Source organism: Streptomyces sp. NPDC050759 (genome assembly GCF_044456945.1).
GTDB lineage: Bacteria > Actinomycetota > Actinomycetes > Streptomycetales > Streptomycetaceae > Streptomyces.
Genome location: NZ_JBITGI010000006.1, coordinates 138178 through 153275, shown reverse-complemented (window position 1 = coordinate 153275; position 15098 = coordinate 138178). Strand labels below are relative to the sequence as shown.

The window sequence follows — 15098 nt, the reverse complement described above, 5'->3', positions numbered from 1 at the left end:
GACCCACGTTGATTCGGTGAGAGGGTTTTTCCGGCTATGCGCATTGGTGTCCTCACGTCCGGCGGCGACTGCCCCGGCCTGAACGCCGTCATCCGGTCCGTCGTGCACCGTGCCGTCGCCGACCACGGCGACGAGGTCATCGGTTTCCGGGACGGCTGGAAGGGCCTCCTGGAGTGCGACTACCTCAAGCTCGATCTCGACGCGGTGGGCGGCATCCTGGCCCGCGGCGGCACGATCCTCGGCTCCTCCCGGGTCCAGCCCTCGCATCTGCGGGACGGCGTGGAGCGGGCCAGGGGGCATGTCGAGGAGCTCGGGCTCGACGCGATCATCCCCATCGGCGGTGAGGGCACGCTCAAGGCCGCACGGCTGATGTCCGACGCCGGTCTGCCCATCGTGGGTGTGCCCAAGACCATCGACAACGACATCGCGGTCACGGATGTCACCTTCGGGTTCGACACCGCGGTAGGGGTCGCCACGGAGGCTCTCGACCGGCTCAAGACCACCGCCGAGTCCCACCAGCGGGTGCTCGTCGTCGAGGTCATGGGGCGGCACACCGGGTGGATAGCGCTGCACTCGGGGATGGCGGCCGGTGCGCACGCCATCGTCGTGCCGGAGCGGCCCTTCGACATCGAGGAGCTGGCTCGCCGGGTCGGGGAGCGGTTCGAGGCCGGGAAGCGGTTCGCGATCGTCGTCGTCGCGGAGGGGGCCAAGCCGGCGCCCGGCTCCATGGCCTTCGACGAGGGCGCCAAGGACATCTACGGGCACGAGCGCTTCGCCGGGATCGCCCGTCAGCTGTCGATCGAGCTGGAGGAGCGGCTGGGGAAGGAAGCCCGGCCGGTCATCCTGGGGCATGTGCAGCGGGGTGGTACGCCGACCGCGTACGACCGCGTCCTCGCCACCCGGTTCGGATGGCATGCGGTGGAGGCCGTGCACCGTGGGGAGTTCGGTCACATGACGGCTCTGCAGGGGACGGACATCGTGATGGTGCCGCTCGCGGAGGCCGTCGAGACGCTGAAGACGGTGCCGGAGGACCGGTACGCCGAGGCGGAGTGCGTGCTGTAGGTCGTACGGCGGTTGTGTGCCCCCGGTCCAGGACGTGACCGGGGGCAGTCTTAGTCTGGGGGGCGGACAGACGCGCACAACCCCCACGAATCAGGAGCCGCCGCGATGGACCACAGCGGGCACGGCATGACCCACGACCTGGCGCCGTTCACGCTGGGACGAGGGCTTCAGTGGTCGGCCGACCCCTTCTTCCTCGTCGCCTGCCTCCTTGCGCTCGGTCTGTACACGTGGGGAGTCGTGCGGCTGCGGCGGCGGGGCGACGCGTGGTCCCCGGGGCGGACCGTTTCCTTCGTGGTCGGCGTGCTCACCATCGCGCTGATGATGTGCACCAGGCTGAACGACTACGGCATGGTCATGTTCAGCGTGCACATGGTGCAGCACATGGTGATCAGCATGCTGTCGCCGATCCTCATCCTGCTCGGCGCCCCGGTGACCCTGGCTCTGCGGGCGCTGCCGGTTGCGGGCAAGGGGCGCAAGGGACCCCGTGAGCTGCTGCTGGCACTGCTGCACAGCCGGTACATGCGGATCATCACGCACCCGGCGTTCACGATTCCGCTGTTCATCGCGAGCCTGTACGGGCTGTACTTCACGCCGATCTTCGACTTCCTGATGGGGTCGAAGACCGGACACGTCGCGATGATGGTGCACTTCCTCGCCGTCGGTGTCGTCTTCTTCTGGCCGATCATCGGCGTGGACCCCGGGCCGCAGCGACCGGGCTATCTGATGCGGATGCTGGAGCTGTTCGCCGGGATGCCGTTCCACGCCTTCTTCGGCATCGCGCTGATGATGGCGTCCGAGCCCATGGTGGAGACGTTCAAGAACCCGCCCGCCTCCCTCGGCATCGACGCGCTCTCCGACCAGAACTACGCCGGCGGTATCGCCTGGGCGTTCAGCGAGATTCCCTCCGTACTGGTCCTGATCGCACTGCTGTTCCAGTGGTACGGCTCCGAACAGCGGCAGGCCAAGCGCACGGACCGGGCCGCCGACCGCGACGGCGACAAGGATCTCGAGGCGTACAACGCGTATTTGGCCTCATTGAACGCACGCGGGCGTTGAAAGGCTTCGTCTTTCCGAAGCATTCAGTAGCATGAAGCGCGTTGGGGGAACCGCCGCCGGGGGGAGCGGTCATGACACTTCGCGCATTTATGCACAGGATCGCCGTCCTGGCGATTTTCTCACTGCTGCTGAGCGGTTGTGAGAAGGGAAATCCACTGACGGTGGTCAAGGCGGTCGCCGCCGGTGTGCCCTCGCTCGCCCCGTTCTTCGAGGAGAACAGCGGGCTGGGCAGGGACGCCACCACCGTGCGGTCGCAGCGCGTCCAGGGAAGTCTCCAGCAAGGGGACACGCCCGGTCTGTACGGCGGCAGCAAGCAGCCGACCATCTGTGACGTCGCCAAACTCGAACGATTCCTCACCGATCCCAGGAATCACGAAAAGGCACAGGCGTGGGCGGACGTGCTGAACATCGGCACGGACGGGATACCGGAATATCTGGATCGACTCACACCGGTTCTGCTGCGTCACGACACTCTCGTCAAGAACCACGACTACAAGAAGGAAAAGGCCGTCCCGTACAACTCCTTGCTCCAGGCGGGAATCTCGATTCTCGTCGATGAACAAGGGCTTCCGGCTGTGAAGTGCTCGTGTGGAAATCCACTGCGGCCCTTCGAGGGTGACACCGGCCGGATTTCCGTCCAGTTCGAGGACGGCAACAAGAAGTGGGCGGGATACCGGCGGGAGTCGGTGGTGGCCGTGAAGCCCGCTCCGCGGAAACTGGCACGGATCGCCCTCGTCGACGTCCAGGAACCCGCGCGCGGTATCAACCGGCCGGTCGGCAGCACCGGCGAGAGGGACAGCACCTTCAACACGAAGAAGCGGCGCACGGTGCCGGATCTGGCCGGGACGACCTTCGCCCGGGCCAGTCGGGAGCTGATCGACGCCGGTCTTGCGGCCGGGTACGCCGGGCAGGGGGTGCCGTCCGACGGCGCGAAGGTCACGGCGACCGACCCGCCCGCGGGGGCGGAGCTGCCGTTCGGGCAGTACGTGATGCTGACCGTGGCCGGAGGCGGCTCGAGCACCTCCGGCGGGGAGAGCGGGCCCACGACCACTCCCCCGCCGCCCTCCTCGGGGGCGAAGACACCGCCCAAGAGCACCCCGCCGAAATCGGGACCCTCCGGACCCCCGGGATCGTCCGGCGGACGGCCCGGCACGTCCTCCTCACCGCCTCCGTCCTCGTCGAGCGGCAGGCCCGGGGCGTCCTCGGCACCGCCCGCGTCGAGTACGGCTCCCGGCTCGCCGTCGCCCGGGAAGTCGAGCAGTCCGCCGAGCCCGCCGCCCTCGACCGGTTCACCGCCGACCGGCGCCCCGGTCACCAGCAGCGCGCCGCCGTCACCGCCACCGGCGACGACCAGCGCGCCCGCCACCAGGGAGCCGCCCAGCAGCGCCCCCGTGACCACCAGGCCGGCCACCTCGCCACCGGCCACGAGCGAACCCGCGACCAGCGAGCCCGCGACGACTGAGCCCGCCACCACTGAGCCCGACACCGACGGGCCGAGCACCGCGGTCGCCGCGTAGCGCCCCCGAGGAACCCGAGGAACCCGCAGAACCGGAGAGTCACCGGATGTCTTCAGGATCACCGATGTCGGGAGTGGGCCGGGTCATCGCCGGCCGCTATCTGCTGCTCAACCCGCTCGGCAGCGGCGGCATGGGCCATGTGTGGCTCGCCCACGACCAGAGACTCGACTGTGAGGTCGCGCTCAAGGAGATCGTGTTCCGTGACCCGGTGGAGGCGGACCACGAGCGGGAGGCCCGGGTGGCACGGGCCCGCGCGGAGGCCCGGCACGCGGCGGGGCTGCGCGGCCATCCGCACGTGGTGACCGTGCACGACGTGCTGGAGCACGAGGGGCTGCCGTGGATCGTCATGGAGTACGTGGCGCACGCGGTGGACCTGCGTGACCTGGTCGACTCCCGCGGACCGCTCGCCCCGGCGGAGTGCGCCCGGATCGGCCTCGCCGTGCTGGACGCGCTGACCGCCGGGCATCAGCGGGGCGTGATGCACCGGGACGTGAAGCCGGCGAACATCCTGCTGGCGCCGGACCGCTCGGGATCGCCGTACGGACGCGTCCTGCTCACCGACTACGGCATCTCCGTGCAGCCGGACGCCGGGGAGACCCGGTACACGCTGGCGTCGGTGCTGGTGGGCACGTCGGGCTATCTGGCGCCCGAGCGGGCCACGGGCGGCGCGCCCACCCCGGCCGCCGACCTGTTCTCACTGGGCTGCACGCTGTACCACGCCGTGGAGGGTGTGGGTGCCTTCGAGCGGGAGTCGCATCTCGCCGAGGTGACCGCGGTGGTCATGGAGGAGCCGCGGCCCGCCGTGCGCGCCGGTGCGCTGGGTCCCGTACTGCGGGCGCTACTCGCCAAGGACCCCGGGCAGCGGTGGTCGGCGGCGGAGGCGGAGGCCGCGCTGTCGCGGATCGTGACGCCGCAGGCCGAGCCGTACGTCCGCACGCAGACCGACCTCGGATCCCAGCCGCCCTGGGCCGCGGTGCAGGCACCGCCGCCCGGGCCGCCGCCGAACGGACAGCGGCCGCACGCCCAAGGACTCCCGCCGTCGCAGGGCGGCCGTCGGCGGCGGGAGCGCTCGCACGCCCTGCGGGCCATCCTCGCCTGCGGTCTCGGGCTGCTGCTGGCCCTGGGCGGTGTCTGGTACGCCATGGCCGACCGGTCCTCGGACGGCGCAGGCGGACAGCAGGGCTCCCGGCAGCCGTACGGCGAGACGGTCGGGCTCACGAAACCACTGCGGGACGGCGACTGCGTGATCGCCGACTGGCCGGGCTCGGAGCGTTTCCGGGGTACACCCCGGCTGCGCCTTGACCCCACCTGCGGGACGGCCCTGGACGGCCAGGTCATGGCGTTCGTGACGACCTCCTCGGCCGACGAGGCGCGGCGGACGGGGGCGGCGCGGTGCGAGGAGGGGACGCGGGAGATCCGGGACCGGCTCGCGGACGTCCGCAGCCAGGCCGTCGTGCCGACCGACGGGGGCTTCGAGGCGGCGGGACGGCGCACCGCGTGTCTGGTCCTGGGCGGGAACGGGCCGGTGTACGGGCCGATCGGTACCCATCGCAGGCTGGGCTCGGGGTTCGCGGACACGGCGACCATGCAGCGGCGGGACTGTCTGGACGTGCGCACCAACCGGGACGCCCGGCTGGTCTCCTGCGCGGGCCCCCACGACGAGCAGGTGCTCGGATTCACCCGTCTGGACCCCGACGTCACGTTGTCCGAGGCGCGCACCGAGTCGGACACGGCGTGCGCGCGTGACGTGCCGCCGGGTGACTACGGGTTCGATCCGTCCGTCTACACCGCGGCCTCCTGGACCAGTGCGGGGCCCTGGAAGAACGGCACACATTTCGTCGTGTGCACCGTCCGCAGGCAGAACGGGGGCACCATGGAGGGGGACGAATCCTGAGGAGGGTGTTGCGATGCCCGGTACCGGTTCCACGGATGGCTCGACCCGGACGATGGGGGTGCTCACCGTCGGCGGTCTCGTCGCGGTGACCGCCTACACGGTGGCGCTCGGCAGCAACGGCTGGCTGTGGTTCGGCTGGGTGGTGCTGGGCCTGATCACCCTGGGGATGGTGGCCACCCGCAGCACCTGACGTCAGCCGTCCGTGAGACGGCCCGCCGAGTGCACGCCCGGCTGGTACTTGGGCAGCCGGGCGGTGATCTTCATGCCCGCGCCGACGGCGGTCTCGATGACGAGGCCGTAGGAGTCGCCGTACACCTGGCGGAGCCGGTCGTCGACGTTGGACAGCCCGATGCCGCCCGAGGGGCTGACCTCGCCCGCGAGGATACGGCGGAGCAGGACCGGGTCCATTCCGGCGCCGTCGTCCTCGATGACGACCAGGGCCTCGGCGCCGGCGTCCTGGGCGGTGATCTGGAGGTGGCACTTCTCCGCCTTGCCCTCCAGGCCGTGCTTGATGGCGTTCTCGACCAGCGGCTGCAGGCACAGGAAGGGCAGGGCGACCGGCAGTACCTCCGGGGCGATCTGCAGGGTGACGGAGAGGCGGTCGCCGAAGCGTGCCCGCACCAGCGCCAAGTAGTGGTCGATGGCGTGGAGTTCCTCGGCGAGGGTGGTGAAGTCGCCGTGCCTGCGGAACGAGTAGCGGGTGAAGTCGGCGAATTCGAGGAGCAGTTCGCGGGCGCGCTCGGGGTCGGTGCGCACGAAGCTGGCGATCACGGCGAGCGAGTTGAAGATGAAGTGCGGGGAGATCTGGGCCCGAAGTGCCTTGATCTCGGCCTCGATCAGGCGGGTCCGGGACTGGTCCAGGTCGGCCAACTCCAGTTGGACGCTCACCCAGCGGGCGACCTCCCCGGCCGCGCGGACCAGGACGGCCGACTCGCGCGGCGCGCAGGCGACCAGGGCGCCGTGGACGCGGTCGTCGACGGTGAGCGGGGCGACGACCGCCCAGCGGACCGGGCAGTCGGGAGCGTCGCAGGTGAGCGGGAAGGCCTCGCCGCGGCCGGTCTCCAGCGGGCCCGCGAGGCGTTCCATGATCGCGGTGCGGTGGTGGCCGCCCACGCCGTCCCAGACCAGGACCTGTTTCTGGTCGGTGAGGCACAGCGCGTCCGTGCCGAGCAGGGAGCGCAGTCTGCGGGCCGACTTGCGGGCGGTCTCCTCCGTGAGCCCCGCCCGCAGCGGGGGCGCAGCGAGGGAGGCGGTGTGCAGGGTCTCGAAGGTGGCGTGTTCGACGGGGGTGCCGAGGCCGCCCAGGGTCTGCGGTCGGGCCGTACGCCGGCCGAGCCAGAACCCGGCCGCCAGCAGCGGGAGGATCGCCACACACAGTCCGGCCAGGAATCCGCTCATGCCCTCACCTGCCTCATGCCTTTACCTCCGCCCGCAGTTCCTCCGGCAGGTGGAAGCGGGCCAGGATCGCCGCCGTGCCCGCCGGTACCCGGCCCGCGGTGGCCAGGGACACCAGCACCATGGTGAGGAAGCCGAGCGGCACCGACCAGAGCGCGGGCCAGGCGAGCAGGGAGTGCAGCGGGCCGCCGGCCGGGAAGCCGGCCATGGTCGCGGCCACGGCGAGGAACGCGGAGCCGCCCCCGACCAGCATGCCCGCGGCGGCGCCCGGCGGGGTCAGCCGCCGCCACCAGATGCCGAGCACGAGCAGCGGGCAGAAGGAGGACGCGGAGACGGCGAAGGCGAGCCCGACCGCGTCGGCGACCGGCAGCCCGCCGACCAGCACGCTCGCGGCCAGCGGAACGCACATCGCGAGGACCGTGCCGAGCCGGAAGTGCCGTACGCCGCGCGAGGGCAGGACGTCCTGGGTGAGCACGCCCGCCACGGCCATGGTGAGTCCCGAGGCCGTGGACAGGAACGCGGCGAAGGCCCCGCCCGCCACCAGCGCGCCCAGCAGGTCGCCGCCGAGGCCGCCGATCATCCGCTCCGGGAGCAGCAGGACGGCGGCGTCGGCGTCTCCGGTGAGGGTGAGTTCGGGGGCGTACAGGCGGCCGAGGGCGCCGTAGACCGGGGGCAGGAGGTAGAAGCAGCCGATCAGGCCGAGGACGGCGACCGTGGTGCGGCGGGCGGCGACGCCGTGCGGGCTGGTGTAGAAGCGCACGACGACGTGCGGCAGGCCCATGGTGCCGAGGAAGGTGGCGAGGATCAGTCCGTACGTGGCGTACAGGGGCCGTTCCTCGCGGCCCGCGGCGAGGGAGGTCGACATGCCGTCGCTGGTGCCGCGGTCGGCGGCGGGGACGGTGGTGCCCTGGGCGAAGGTCAGCTCGGTGCCACGGTCGATGTGGTGGGTGCCTGCGGGGAGTCGAAGCTCCTGGTCCTCGCGGCGGCGGCCGTCGACCGTGCCGGTGACCGTGACGGTCAGGGGGCTCTCCAGCTTGAGGTCGAGGGTGGAGTCGACGCGGACCAGGCGCTGTTCGCGGAAGGTCGCCGGTTCCTCGAAGGCGTGGCTGGGGGCGCCGTCGCCCTGCCAGGCGAGGATGAGGAAGAGGGCGGGGACGAGCAGGGCGGTGAGCTTGAGCCAGTACTGGAAGGCCTGCACGAAGGTGATGCTGCGCATGCCGCCCGCGGCGACGGTGGCGACCACGACGGCCGCGACGATCACTCCGCCGAACCACTGGGGCGCCCCGGTCAGGACGGTCAGCGTCAGTCCGGCGCCCTGGAGTTGGGGCAGCAGGTAGAGCCAGCCGACGCCGACCACGAAGGCGCCCGCGAGCCGTCGCACGGCCTGCGAGGCGAGCCGTGCCTCCGCGAAGTCGGGCAGGGTGTAGGCGCCGGAGCGGCGCAGGGGGGCGGCGACGAACAGGAGCAGGACGAGATAGCCGGCCGTGTAGCCGACGGGGTACCAGAGCATGTCGGGGCCCTGGACCAGGACCAGGCCCGCGATGCCCAGGAAGGACGCGGCGGAGAGGTACTCGCCGCTGATGGCGGCCGCGTTGAGGCGGGGGCCGACGGTGCGGGAGGCGACGTAGAAGTCGGACGTGGTGCGGGAGATGCGCAGGCCGAACGCGCCGACGAGCACGGTGGCCACCACGACGAGCGCGACGGCGGGGACCGAATAACTGGAGTTCATCGGTCCTCGACTAGCCGCACGAAGTCCCGTTCGTTGCGCTCCGCACGGCGTACGTACCAGCGGGCCAGCAGGACCATCGGGACGTAGAGGCCGAAGCCGAGGACGCCCCATTCGAGGCGGTGGGCGTCCGGCATGGCCGCGAAGAGCAGCGGGAGCGGCCCGATGAGCAGTCCGAGGAAGGCGAACACCGCGAGGGCGGCGCGCAGTTGGGTGCGCATCAGGGAGCGGACGTAGGTGTGGCCGAGGGTGGTCTGTTCGTCGATCTCGGTGCGCGGCCGGTAGTAGCCGGAGGCGGGGCGGCCGCGGCGGGGCGGCCCGGTGACGACGACCCGGCGCTCCACGGGGTCCTGGGGCATGACTACGGCCTCCTCATCAGCAGGTCCCGCAGCTCACGCGCGTGGCGGCGGCTGACCTGGAGTTCCTCGCCGCCCACGACGACGCTCACCGTGCCCGCGTCCAGGCGGAGTTCGCCGACGTGGCGCAGGGCGACCAGGTGGCGGCGGTGGATGCGGACGAAGCCCCGGGAGCGCCAGCGTTCCTCCAGGGTGGACAGCGGGATCCGGACGAGATGGCTGCCCTTGTCGGTGTGGAGGCGGGCGTAGTCGCCCTGGGCCTCGACGTGGGTGATGTCGTCGACGGCGACGAAGCGGGTCACCCCGCCGAGTTCGACGGGTATGTGGTCGGGGTCGGGTTCGTGCACGGGGATCCGGGGCGCGCTGCCGAGGCGTTCGGCGGCGCGGCGGACGGCCTCCGCGAGGCGTTCCTTGCGGACCGGTTTGAGGACGTAGTCGACGGCCTTGAGGTCGAAGGCCTGGACGGCGAAGTCCTCGTGGGCGGTGACGAACACGACGAGCGGCGGGGTGGCGAACCCGGTCAGCAGCCGGGCGAGGTCGAGGCCGTCGAGGCCGGGCATGTTGATGTCGAGGAAGACGACGTCGATCGCCTCGGGCCCACCGGGTCCCGACTCCAGAGCGCGGTTGATGCGGCGCAGTGCCTCGGTGGCGTCACCGGCGCCCTCCACACTGCCGATCCGGGGGTCGGCGCTCAGGAGATAGAGCAGTTCCTCCAGCGAGGGGCGTTCGTCGTCGACAGCCAGGGCGCGCAGCATGAACCCGGAGTGTAGGAGTAATTCGTACGACTGGACACGTGCGGAGGTGTGGACGCCCGCGCTGGATACAGTGCCGACATGAGCAGCAGGACCGTCGCCTTCGACGAGCTGGACCGGAAGATCATCACCGCGCTGATGGCGAACGCGCGGACGTCCTTCGCGGAGATCGGTTCGGCGATCGGGCTGTCGTCCACGGCGGTGAAGCGGCGCGTGGACCGGCTGCGGGAGACCGGGGTCATCACCGGGTTCACGGCCACGGTGGAGCCGTCGGCGCTGGGCTGGCGTACGGAGGCGTACGTCGAGGTGTACTGCGAGGGCGCGGCCCCGCCGCGGCGGCTCGCGGAGGTGGTCCGCAACCATCCGGAGATCACCGCGGCGATGACGGTGACCGGCGGCGCGGACGCCCTGCTGCACGTGCGGGCGCGGGACGTGGAGCACTTCGAGGAGGTGCTGGAACGCATCCGCGTGGAGCCGTTCATCCGGAAGACGATCAGCGTGATGGTGCTGTCCCATCTGATCCCGGAAAGCCCCGAGGCGGGGGCGACCCAGCCGGCGCCGGAGGCGTAGCCGCTAAACGCACCAACCATGCGTTTCACCGGACGAACACGCAGCATTCCTGCACAGACACGCAATTCTTGTTGCTTGTCGAGCCTGCCGCCCGTTTTCTACCGTGGTGTCAACCCTCAGTCGACACCGCAGGAAGCGGAGGAACCCCTCTGTGCCCGACTCCCGTGTGCCGCGCCGACGGCGTTTCCTCGTCTGCGAACCCAGACACTTCGCCGTGCAGTACGCGATCAACCCCTGGATGCATCCCGACACCCATGTCGACGTGGACCTGGCGCAGGAGCAGTGGCGGACGCTGATCCGCGCCTATGAGGCGCACGGTCACGGCGTCGACGCCGTGGAGCCGGTCCCCGGTCTCCCGGACATGGTCTTCGCCGCGAACTCGGCGGTCGTCGTCGGCGGCCGCGTTTTCGGCTCCCTCTTCCACGCGCCGCAGCGGCGCCCCGAGTCCACGTACTACGACCTGTGGTTCAAGAAGGCGGGCTACGACGTCCGGCGCCCCCGGGCGGTCTGCGAGGGCGAGGGCGACCTCGTCTGGACGGGCCGGTACGTGCTGGCCGGAACCGGGTTCCGCACGACCCGGGAGGCGCACCGCGAGGCGCAGGAGTTCTTCGGCCACCCGGTGATCAGCCTGACGCTGGTGGACCCGCACTTCTACCACCTGGACACCGCGCTGTTCGTCCTCGACGACTCCGAGGGCGGCAACAACATCGTGTACTACCCGGAGGCCTTTTCGCCGGGCAGTCGCGCGGTACTCGCACGGCTGTACCCGGACGCGGTGCTCGCGACCCGCGACGACGCGATGGCGTTCGGTCTGAACTCCGTGTCCGACGGCCGGCACGTCTTCATCGCCCCGCAGGCCGAGGCCCTCGCCGTACGCCTCGACGACCACGGCTATGTCCCCGTCCCCGTCGACCTCTCCGAGCTCCACAAGGCCGGCGGCGGCATCAAGTGCTGCACCCAGGAGATCCGCTCATGACCGCACCCGTAAGCACGCGTTCCTCCGCCGATCTCATCCGCGCCGAGGAGCCGGTCCTCGCGCACAACTACCACCCGCTGCCCGTGGTCGTCGCCCGTGCCGAGGGCACCTGGGTCGAGGACGTGGAGGGCCGCCGCTACCTCGACATGCTGGCCGGCTACTCCGCCCTCAACTTCGGCCACCGCCACCCGGCGCTGATCGAGGCCGCGCACCGGCAGCTGGACCGGCTGACGCTGACGTCCAGGGCCTTCCACAACGACCGGCTCGCCGAGTTCGCGGAGCGCCTGGCCGAGCTGACCGGCCTGGACATGGTGCTGCCGATGAACACCGGCGCGGAGGCGGTGGAGAGCGGCATCAAGGTGGCCCGCAAGTGGGCGTACGAGGTCAAGGGCGTCCCGGCCGACCGGGCCACGATCGTGGTGGCGGCGGAGAACTTCCACGGCCGTACGACGACGATCGTGTCGTTCTCCACGGACGAGACGGCCAGGGCGGGCTTCGGCCCCTTCACGCCGGGCTTCCGGATCGTGCCGTACAACGATCTCGCGGCGCTGGAGGCGGCGGTCGACGAGACGACGGCCGCGGTGCTCCTCGAACCCATCCAGGGCGAGGCGGGCGTGGTCATCCCGGACGACGGCTACCTGACCGGCGTCCGAGAGCTCACCCGGCGCAAGGGCTGCCTGTTCATCGCCGACGAGATCCAGTCCGGCCTCGGCCGCACGGGCCGCACCCTCGCCGTGGAGCACGAGGGAGTCGTCCCGGACGTCCTGCTCCTGGGCAAGGCACTGGGCGGCGGCATCGTCCCGGTCTCCGCGGTGGTCGCCCGCCGTGACGTGCTCGGCGTACTGCGCCCGGGCGAACACGGCTCGACGTTCGGCGGCAACCCGCTGGCGGCGGCGGTGGGCACGGCGGTGGTCGAGCTCCTGGAAACGGGCGAGTTCCAGCGCCGGGCGGCCGACCTGGGGGCGGTCCTCCGGGACGGCCTGGCGGACCTGGTCGGCAAGGGGGTCGTCGGCTTTCGCGCACGGGGTCTGTGGGCGGGCGTCGACATCGACCCGGTGATCGGCACGGGCAGGGAGGTCAGCAAGCTGCTGATGGACGAGGGAATCCTGGTCAAGGACACCCACGGTTCAACCATCCGCCTGGCTCCCCCACTGACGATCACGGCGGAGGAACTGCGATCGGCACTGGGAGTACTGGAAAAGGTACTCAGGCGCTGACCAATCGATCCGCCCCTCCCGGTAGGCACACTCCCGACGTACCGGGTGAAGATGATGCGAAGAGGTGATAGACCACTCTCAGCGACAGAGAGGTCCGCCGTGGGCGCTCAGGAGGAGCACGACACCGCGCGGCACCGGTTCGACGTGGCCGATGCCGCGCCCCTGCTGCTCGACGCCCACGGCACGGTGACCGGCTGGACCAAGGACGCCGAGCGCCTGCTGGACTACTCCGCCGCCGAAGCCGTAGGACAGAGCGTGGCGGCCCTTCTCGCCCCGGAGGACGCCCGCCGGCTGCCCGAGATCACCGCGCGCTGCCGGAGCGACGGCAGCTGGGCGGGGCTGCTGACCGCGCTGCACAGACACGGCCGGCCGGTCCCGGTCATGGTCCGGATCACGGTGGCCGACGACTCCGACAACGCGGAACGCTGGCTGGTGCTGCTGTCCGAGATGGCGGAGGCCCCCGGCTGGGACATGAGCCGCCGGGTACTGGAGCAGATGGTCACCCGCTCGCCCATCGGCATCGCGATCGTGGACACGGACCTGCGCTGTGTGTGGTCCAACCCGGCCCTGGAACAGTTCGGCAGTGCCCCGGCCCAGCAACGGCTGGGGCTGCGGTTCGCGGAGATCCAGCCGGGCCTGGACTCCGAGGCCATAGAGGCGCAGATGCGGCGCGTGCTGGAGACCGGTGAACCGATCGTGGAGTACGAGCACGTCGGCCGGGTCCGCTCCGCCCCGCACCGCGAGACCGCGCACACGATGTCGTTCACCCGGATCGACGACGACCGCGGTCACCCGATCGGCGTCTACTACACGGTCGTCGACATCACCGACCGGCACCGGGCCCGGCAGCGCCTCGCTCTGCTCGACCGGGCCGGCGCGTACATCGGCCGCAGCCTGGACATCCGGCGCACCGCGCAGGAACTGGCCGACGTGGCCGTACCCGCGCTGGCCGACTTCGTCGCCGTGGACCTGCTGGAGTCGGTGCTGCGGGGAGCGGAACCCACCACACATGTGCCGCTGCTGCGGTCCGGGCAGCAGTCGGTGAACGAGGGTGCTCCGGAAGCCGTCGTCGAGGTCGGTGACGTGGCCGCCTACCGCCCGGGGTCGCCCCCGCTGCGCTGTCTCGACTCGGGTGAGCCCTGGCGGGAGGAGCGCCTGGACCCGCTGGCCGCGGAGTGGGCGACCGACATCCCCGGCGGGCGGAAGGCCACCTTTCTGGAGCTGGGCCTGCACAGCGTGCTGGTGGTGCCGATCCGCGCCCGGGGCGTCACCCTGGGCGTCACCACCTTCTTCCGCCGGCGCCGCCAGGAACCCTTCGACGCGGAGGACCTGAACCTCGCCGAGGATCTCGTCTCGCGGGCGGCCGTCTGCGTGGACAACGCCCGGCGCTACACCCGTGAGCGCGAGGCCGCGCTGGTCCTGCAGCGCAGTCTGCTCCCCCACCGGCTGCCCGAGCAGGACGCCGTGGAGGTGACCGCCTGCTACCGGCCCGCCGACGAGCTGACGGGCCTGGGCGGCGACTGGTACGACCTCATCCAGCTCTCCGGCGCGCGGGTCGCCCTCGTGGTCGGCGAGGTACCCGGGCACGGCATCGGTGCCGCCGCCTCGATGGGCCGGCTGCGGACCGCCGTACGGACGCTGGCGGCGCTGGACCTGCCGCCCGAGGAGGTGCTGGGTCACCTCGACGACCTGGTCGCCCGGACGGCACGCGAGGAGGGTGTGGGGCCGGAGACGGAGGACACCGACAGCGCCCAGGGCTCCGGATGTGTGTACGTCGTCTACGACCCGGTCGACGGGCAGTGCACCATGGCCGCCGCCGGCCATCCCGCACCCGCCGTGATCCTTCCCGACGGCACGGTCGCCTTCGTGGACCTTCCGCAGGGGCCGTCGCTCGGCGTCGGCGGTCCCCCCTTCGAGTCGGTCGAGATGGCTCTGGCGGCGGGCAGCACGCTCGCACTGCACACCGACGGGTTGCTCGCCCACGGTGAGGAGTGGGCCGTGGACGCGGGCCGGGACCGGCTGCGCCAGGCCCTGGAGAGGCCCGCGCCCACGCTCGACCTGCGCTGCCGGGCCGTGGTCGACGCCCTGGCCCCCGACCGGCCGCACGACGACGTGGCCCTGCTCATGGCCCGCACCCGGCTGCTGGGGCCCGACCAGGTCGCGGACTGGGACGTGCCCGTCGACCCGGCCCTGGTCGCCGAGGCCCGCAAGACGGCGTCCCGGCAGTTGACGGAGTGGGGCCTGGAGGAGTTCGCCTTCACGACGGAACTGGTCGTCAGCGAACTGGTCACAAACGCCATCCGGCACGCGGTCGGCCCGATCCGGCTCCGGCTGATCCGGGAGCGGTCCCTGGTCTGCGAGGTGTTCGACAGCGGTGACACCGCGCCCCATCTGCGCCACCCGCGCACCACGGACGAGGGCGGCCGGGGGCTGCTGCTGGTCTCCCAGTTCGCCCGGCGCTGGGGCACCCGGTTCGCGCCCGAAGGGAAGATCATCTGGGCCGAGCAGTCCCTCGAGGAACCGCCGGACTGACCTCCGACCCTTACATACCGTGGGAAAATGGTGCGAACCAGGCGG

13 protein-coding genes are annotated in these 15098 nt (G+C 71.4%); 9 read left to right on the top strand and 4 right to left on the bottom strand.

Features of this window, described 5'->3' with window-relative positions:
* Positions 1-36: 36 nt before the first annotated feature.
* From ACIBJB_RS20120 to ACIBJB_RS20100, 5 genes are all read left to right on the top strand, one after another.
* Positions 37-1062, top strand: coding sequence for a 6-phosphofructokinase (locus tag ACIBJB_RS20120; RefSeq protein WP_398932287.1), 1026 nt, complete (start codon positions 37-39; stop codon positions 1060-1062).
* Between the two features lie 105 nt (positions 1063-1167).
* Entirely contained in the window at positions 1168-2118 is a 951-nt protein-coding gene (locus ACIBJB_RS20115) for a cytochrome c oxidase assembly protein (RefSeq protein ID WP_398932284.1), read from the top strand.
* A gap of 71 nt (positions 2119-2189) precedes the next feature.
* The gene (locus tag ACIBJB_RS20110; RefSeq protein ID WP_398932282.1) at positions 2190-3635 is read left to right on the top strand and encodes a DUF6777 domain-containing protein; all 1446 of its coding nucleotides are present in this window, start codon (positions 2190-2192) and stop codon (positions 3633-3635) included.
* A gap of 46 nt (positions 3636-3681) precedes the next feature.
* Positions 3682-5529, top strand: coding sequence for a protein kinase (locus ACIBJB_RS20105; protein ID WP_398932280.1), 1848 nt, complete (start codon positions 3682-3684; stop codon positions 5527-5529).
* Between the two features lie 13 nt (positions 5530-5542).
* Positions 5543-5719 carry a hypothetical protein gene (locus ACIBJB_RS20100; protein WP_031053721.1) on the top strand — a complete coding sequence of 59 codons (177 nt, stop codon included), beginning with the start codon at positions 5543-5545 and terminating at the stop codon, positions 5717-5719.
* 2 nt (positions 5720-5721) lie between these two features.
* Here the strand turns inward: ACIBJB_RS20100 and ACIBJB_RS20095 are convergent, their stop codons facing one another.
* Genes ACIBJB_RS20095 through ACIBJB_RS20080 form a run of 4 tightly spaced genes read right to left on the bottom strand, consistent with a single transcriptional unit; the run spans position 5722 to position 9761 of the window.
* The gene (locus ACIBJB_RS20095) at positions 5722-6927 is read right to left on the bottom strand and encodes a sensor histidine kinase (RefSeq protein ID WP_398932278.1); all 1206 of its coding nucleotides are present in this window, start codon (positions 6925-6927) and stop codon (positions 5722-5724) included.
* Between the two features lie 13 nt (positions 6928-6940).
* A complete protein-coding gene (locus ACIBJB_RS20090; RefSeq protein WP_398932276.1) occupies positions 6941-8653 on the bottom strand; it encodes a cation acetate symporter in 1713 nt (570 codons plus the stop codon).
* The gene (locus ACIBJB_RS20085) at positions 8650-9009 is read right to left on the bottom strand and encodes a hypothetical protein (protein WP_031051946.1); all 360 of its coding nucleotides are present in this window, start codon (positions 9007-9009) and stop codon (positions 8650-8652) included. Before ACIBJB_RS20085 ends, ACIBJB_RS20090 begins: the two co-directional genes overlap by 4 nt.
* Positions 9010-9011: 2 nt before the next feature.
* Positions 9012-9761, bottom strand: coding sequence for a LytTR family DNA-binding domain-containing protein (locus ACIBJB_RS20080; protein ID WP_306984864.1), 750 nt, complete (start codon positions 9759-9761; stop codon positions 9012-9014).
* A 78-nt stretch (positions 9762-9839) separates the two neighbouring features.
* On the opposite strand from ACIBJB_RS20080, the gene ACIBJB_RS20075 reads away from it, so the two are divergent.
* The 4 genes from ACIBJB_RS20075 (at position 9840) to ACIBJB_RS20060 (ending at position 15053) form a co-directional block, all read left to right on the top strand.
* The gene (locus tag ACIBJB_RS20075) at positions 9840-10328 is read left to right on the top strand and encodes an Lrp/AsnC family transcriptional regulator (RefSeq protein ID WP_398932273.1); all 489 of its coding nucleotides are present in this window, start codon (positions 9840-9842) and stop codon (positions 10326-10328) included.
* A 151-nt stretch (positions 10329-10479) separates the two neighbouring features.
* A complete protein-coding gene (gene ddaH, locus ACIBJB_RS20070; protein ID WP_398932271.1) occupies positions 10480-11304 on the top strand; it encodes a dimethylargininase in 825 nt (274 codons plus the stop codon).
* Positions 11301-12521 carry an ornithine--oxo-acid transaminase gene (gene rocD, locus ACIBJB_RS20065; protein WP_398932269.1) on the top strand — a complete coding sequence of 407 codons (1221 nt, stop codon included), beginning with the start codon at positions 11301-11303 and terminating at the stop codon, positions 12519-12521. The genes ddaH and rocD overlap by 4 nt, the downstream gene beginning before the upstream one ends.
* A 99-nt stretch (positions 12522-12620) precedes the next feature.
* A complete protein-coding gene (locus ACIBJB_RS20060) occupies positions 12621-15053 on the top strand; it encodes a SpoIIE family protein phosphatase (RefSeq protein ID WP_398932267.1) in 2433 nt (810 codons plus the stop codon).
* The last annotated feature ends 45 nt before the right edge of the window (positions 15054-15098 follow it).

Excerpts from the sequence above, each read along its gene's own strand:
- ACIBJB_RS20075 (WP_398932273.1), top strand. The coding sequence starts at position 9,840 with ATGAGCAGCAGGACCGTCGCCTTCGACGAGCTGGACCGGAAGATCATC.
- ACIBJB_RS20085 (WP_031051946.1), bottom strand. The coding sequence starts at position 9,009 with ATGCCCCAGGACCCCGTGGAGCGCCGGGTCGTCGTCACCGGGCCGCCC.
- ACIBJB_RS20115 (WP_398932284.1), top strand. The coding sequence starts at position 1,168 with ATGGACCACAGCGGGCACGGCATGACCCACGACCTGGCGCCGTTCACG.
- ACIBJB_RS20110 (WP_398932282.1), top strand. The coding sequence starts at position 2,190 with ATGACACTTCGCGCATTTATGCACAGGATCGCCGTCCTGGCGATTTTC.
- ACIBJB_RS20095 (WP_398932278.1), bottom strand. The coding sequence starts at position 6,927 with ATGAGCGGATTCCTGGCCGGACTGTGTGTGGCGATCCTCCCGCTGCTG.
- ACIBJB_RS20105 (WP_398932280.1), top strand. The coding sequence starts at position 3,682 with ATGTCTTCAGGATCACCGATGTCGGGAGTGGGCCGGGTCATCGCCGGC.
- ACIBJB_RS20120 (WP_398932287.1), top strand. The coding sequence starts at position 37 with ATGCGCATTGGTGTCCTCACGTCCGGCGGCGACTGCCCCGGCCTGAAC.
- rocD (WP_398932269.1), top strand. The coding sequence starts at position 11,301 with ATGACCGCACCCGTAAGCACGCGTTCCTCCGCCGATCTCATCCGCGCC.
- ACIBJB_RS20080 (WP_306984864.1), bottom strand. The coding sequence starts at position 9,761 with ATGCTGCGCGCCCTGGCTGTCGACGACGAACGCCCCTCGCTGGAGGAA.
- ACIBJB_RS20090 (WP_398932276.1), bottom strand. The coding sequence starts at position 8,653 with ATGAACTCCAGTTATTCGGTCCCCGCCGTCGCGCTCGTCGTGGTGGCC.
- ACIBJB_RS20100 (WP_031053721.1), top strand. The coding sequence starts at position 5,543 with ATGCCCGGTACCGGTTCCACGGATGGCTCGACCCGGACGATGGGGGTG.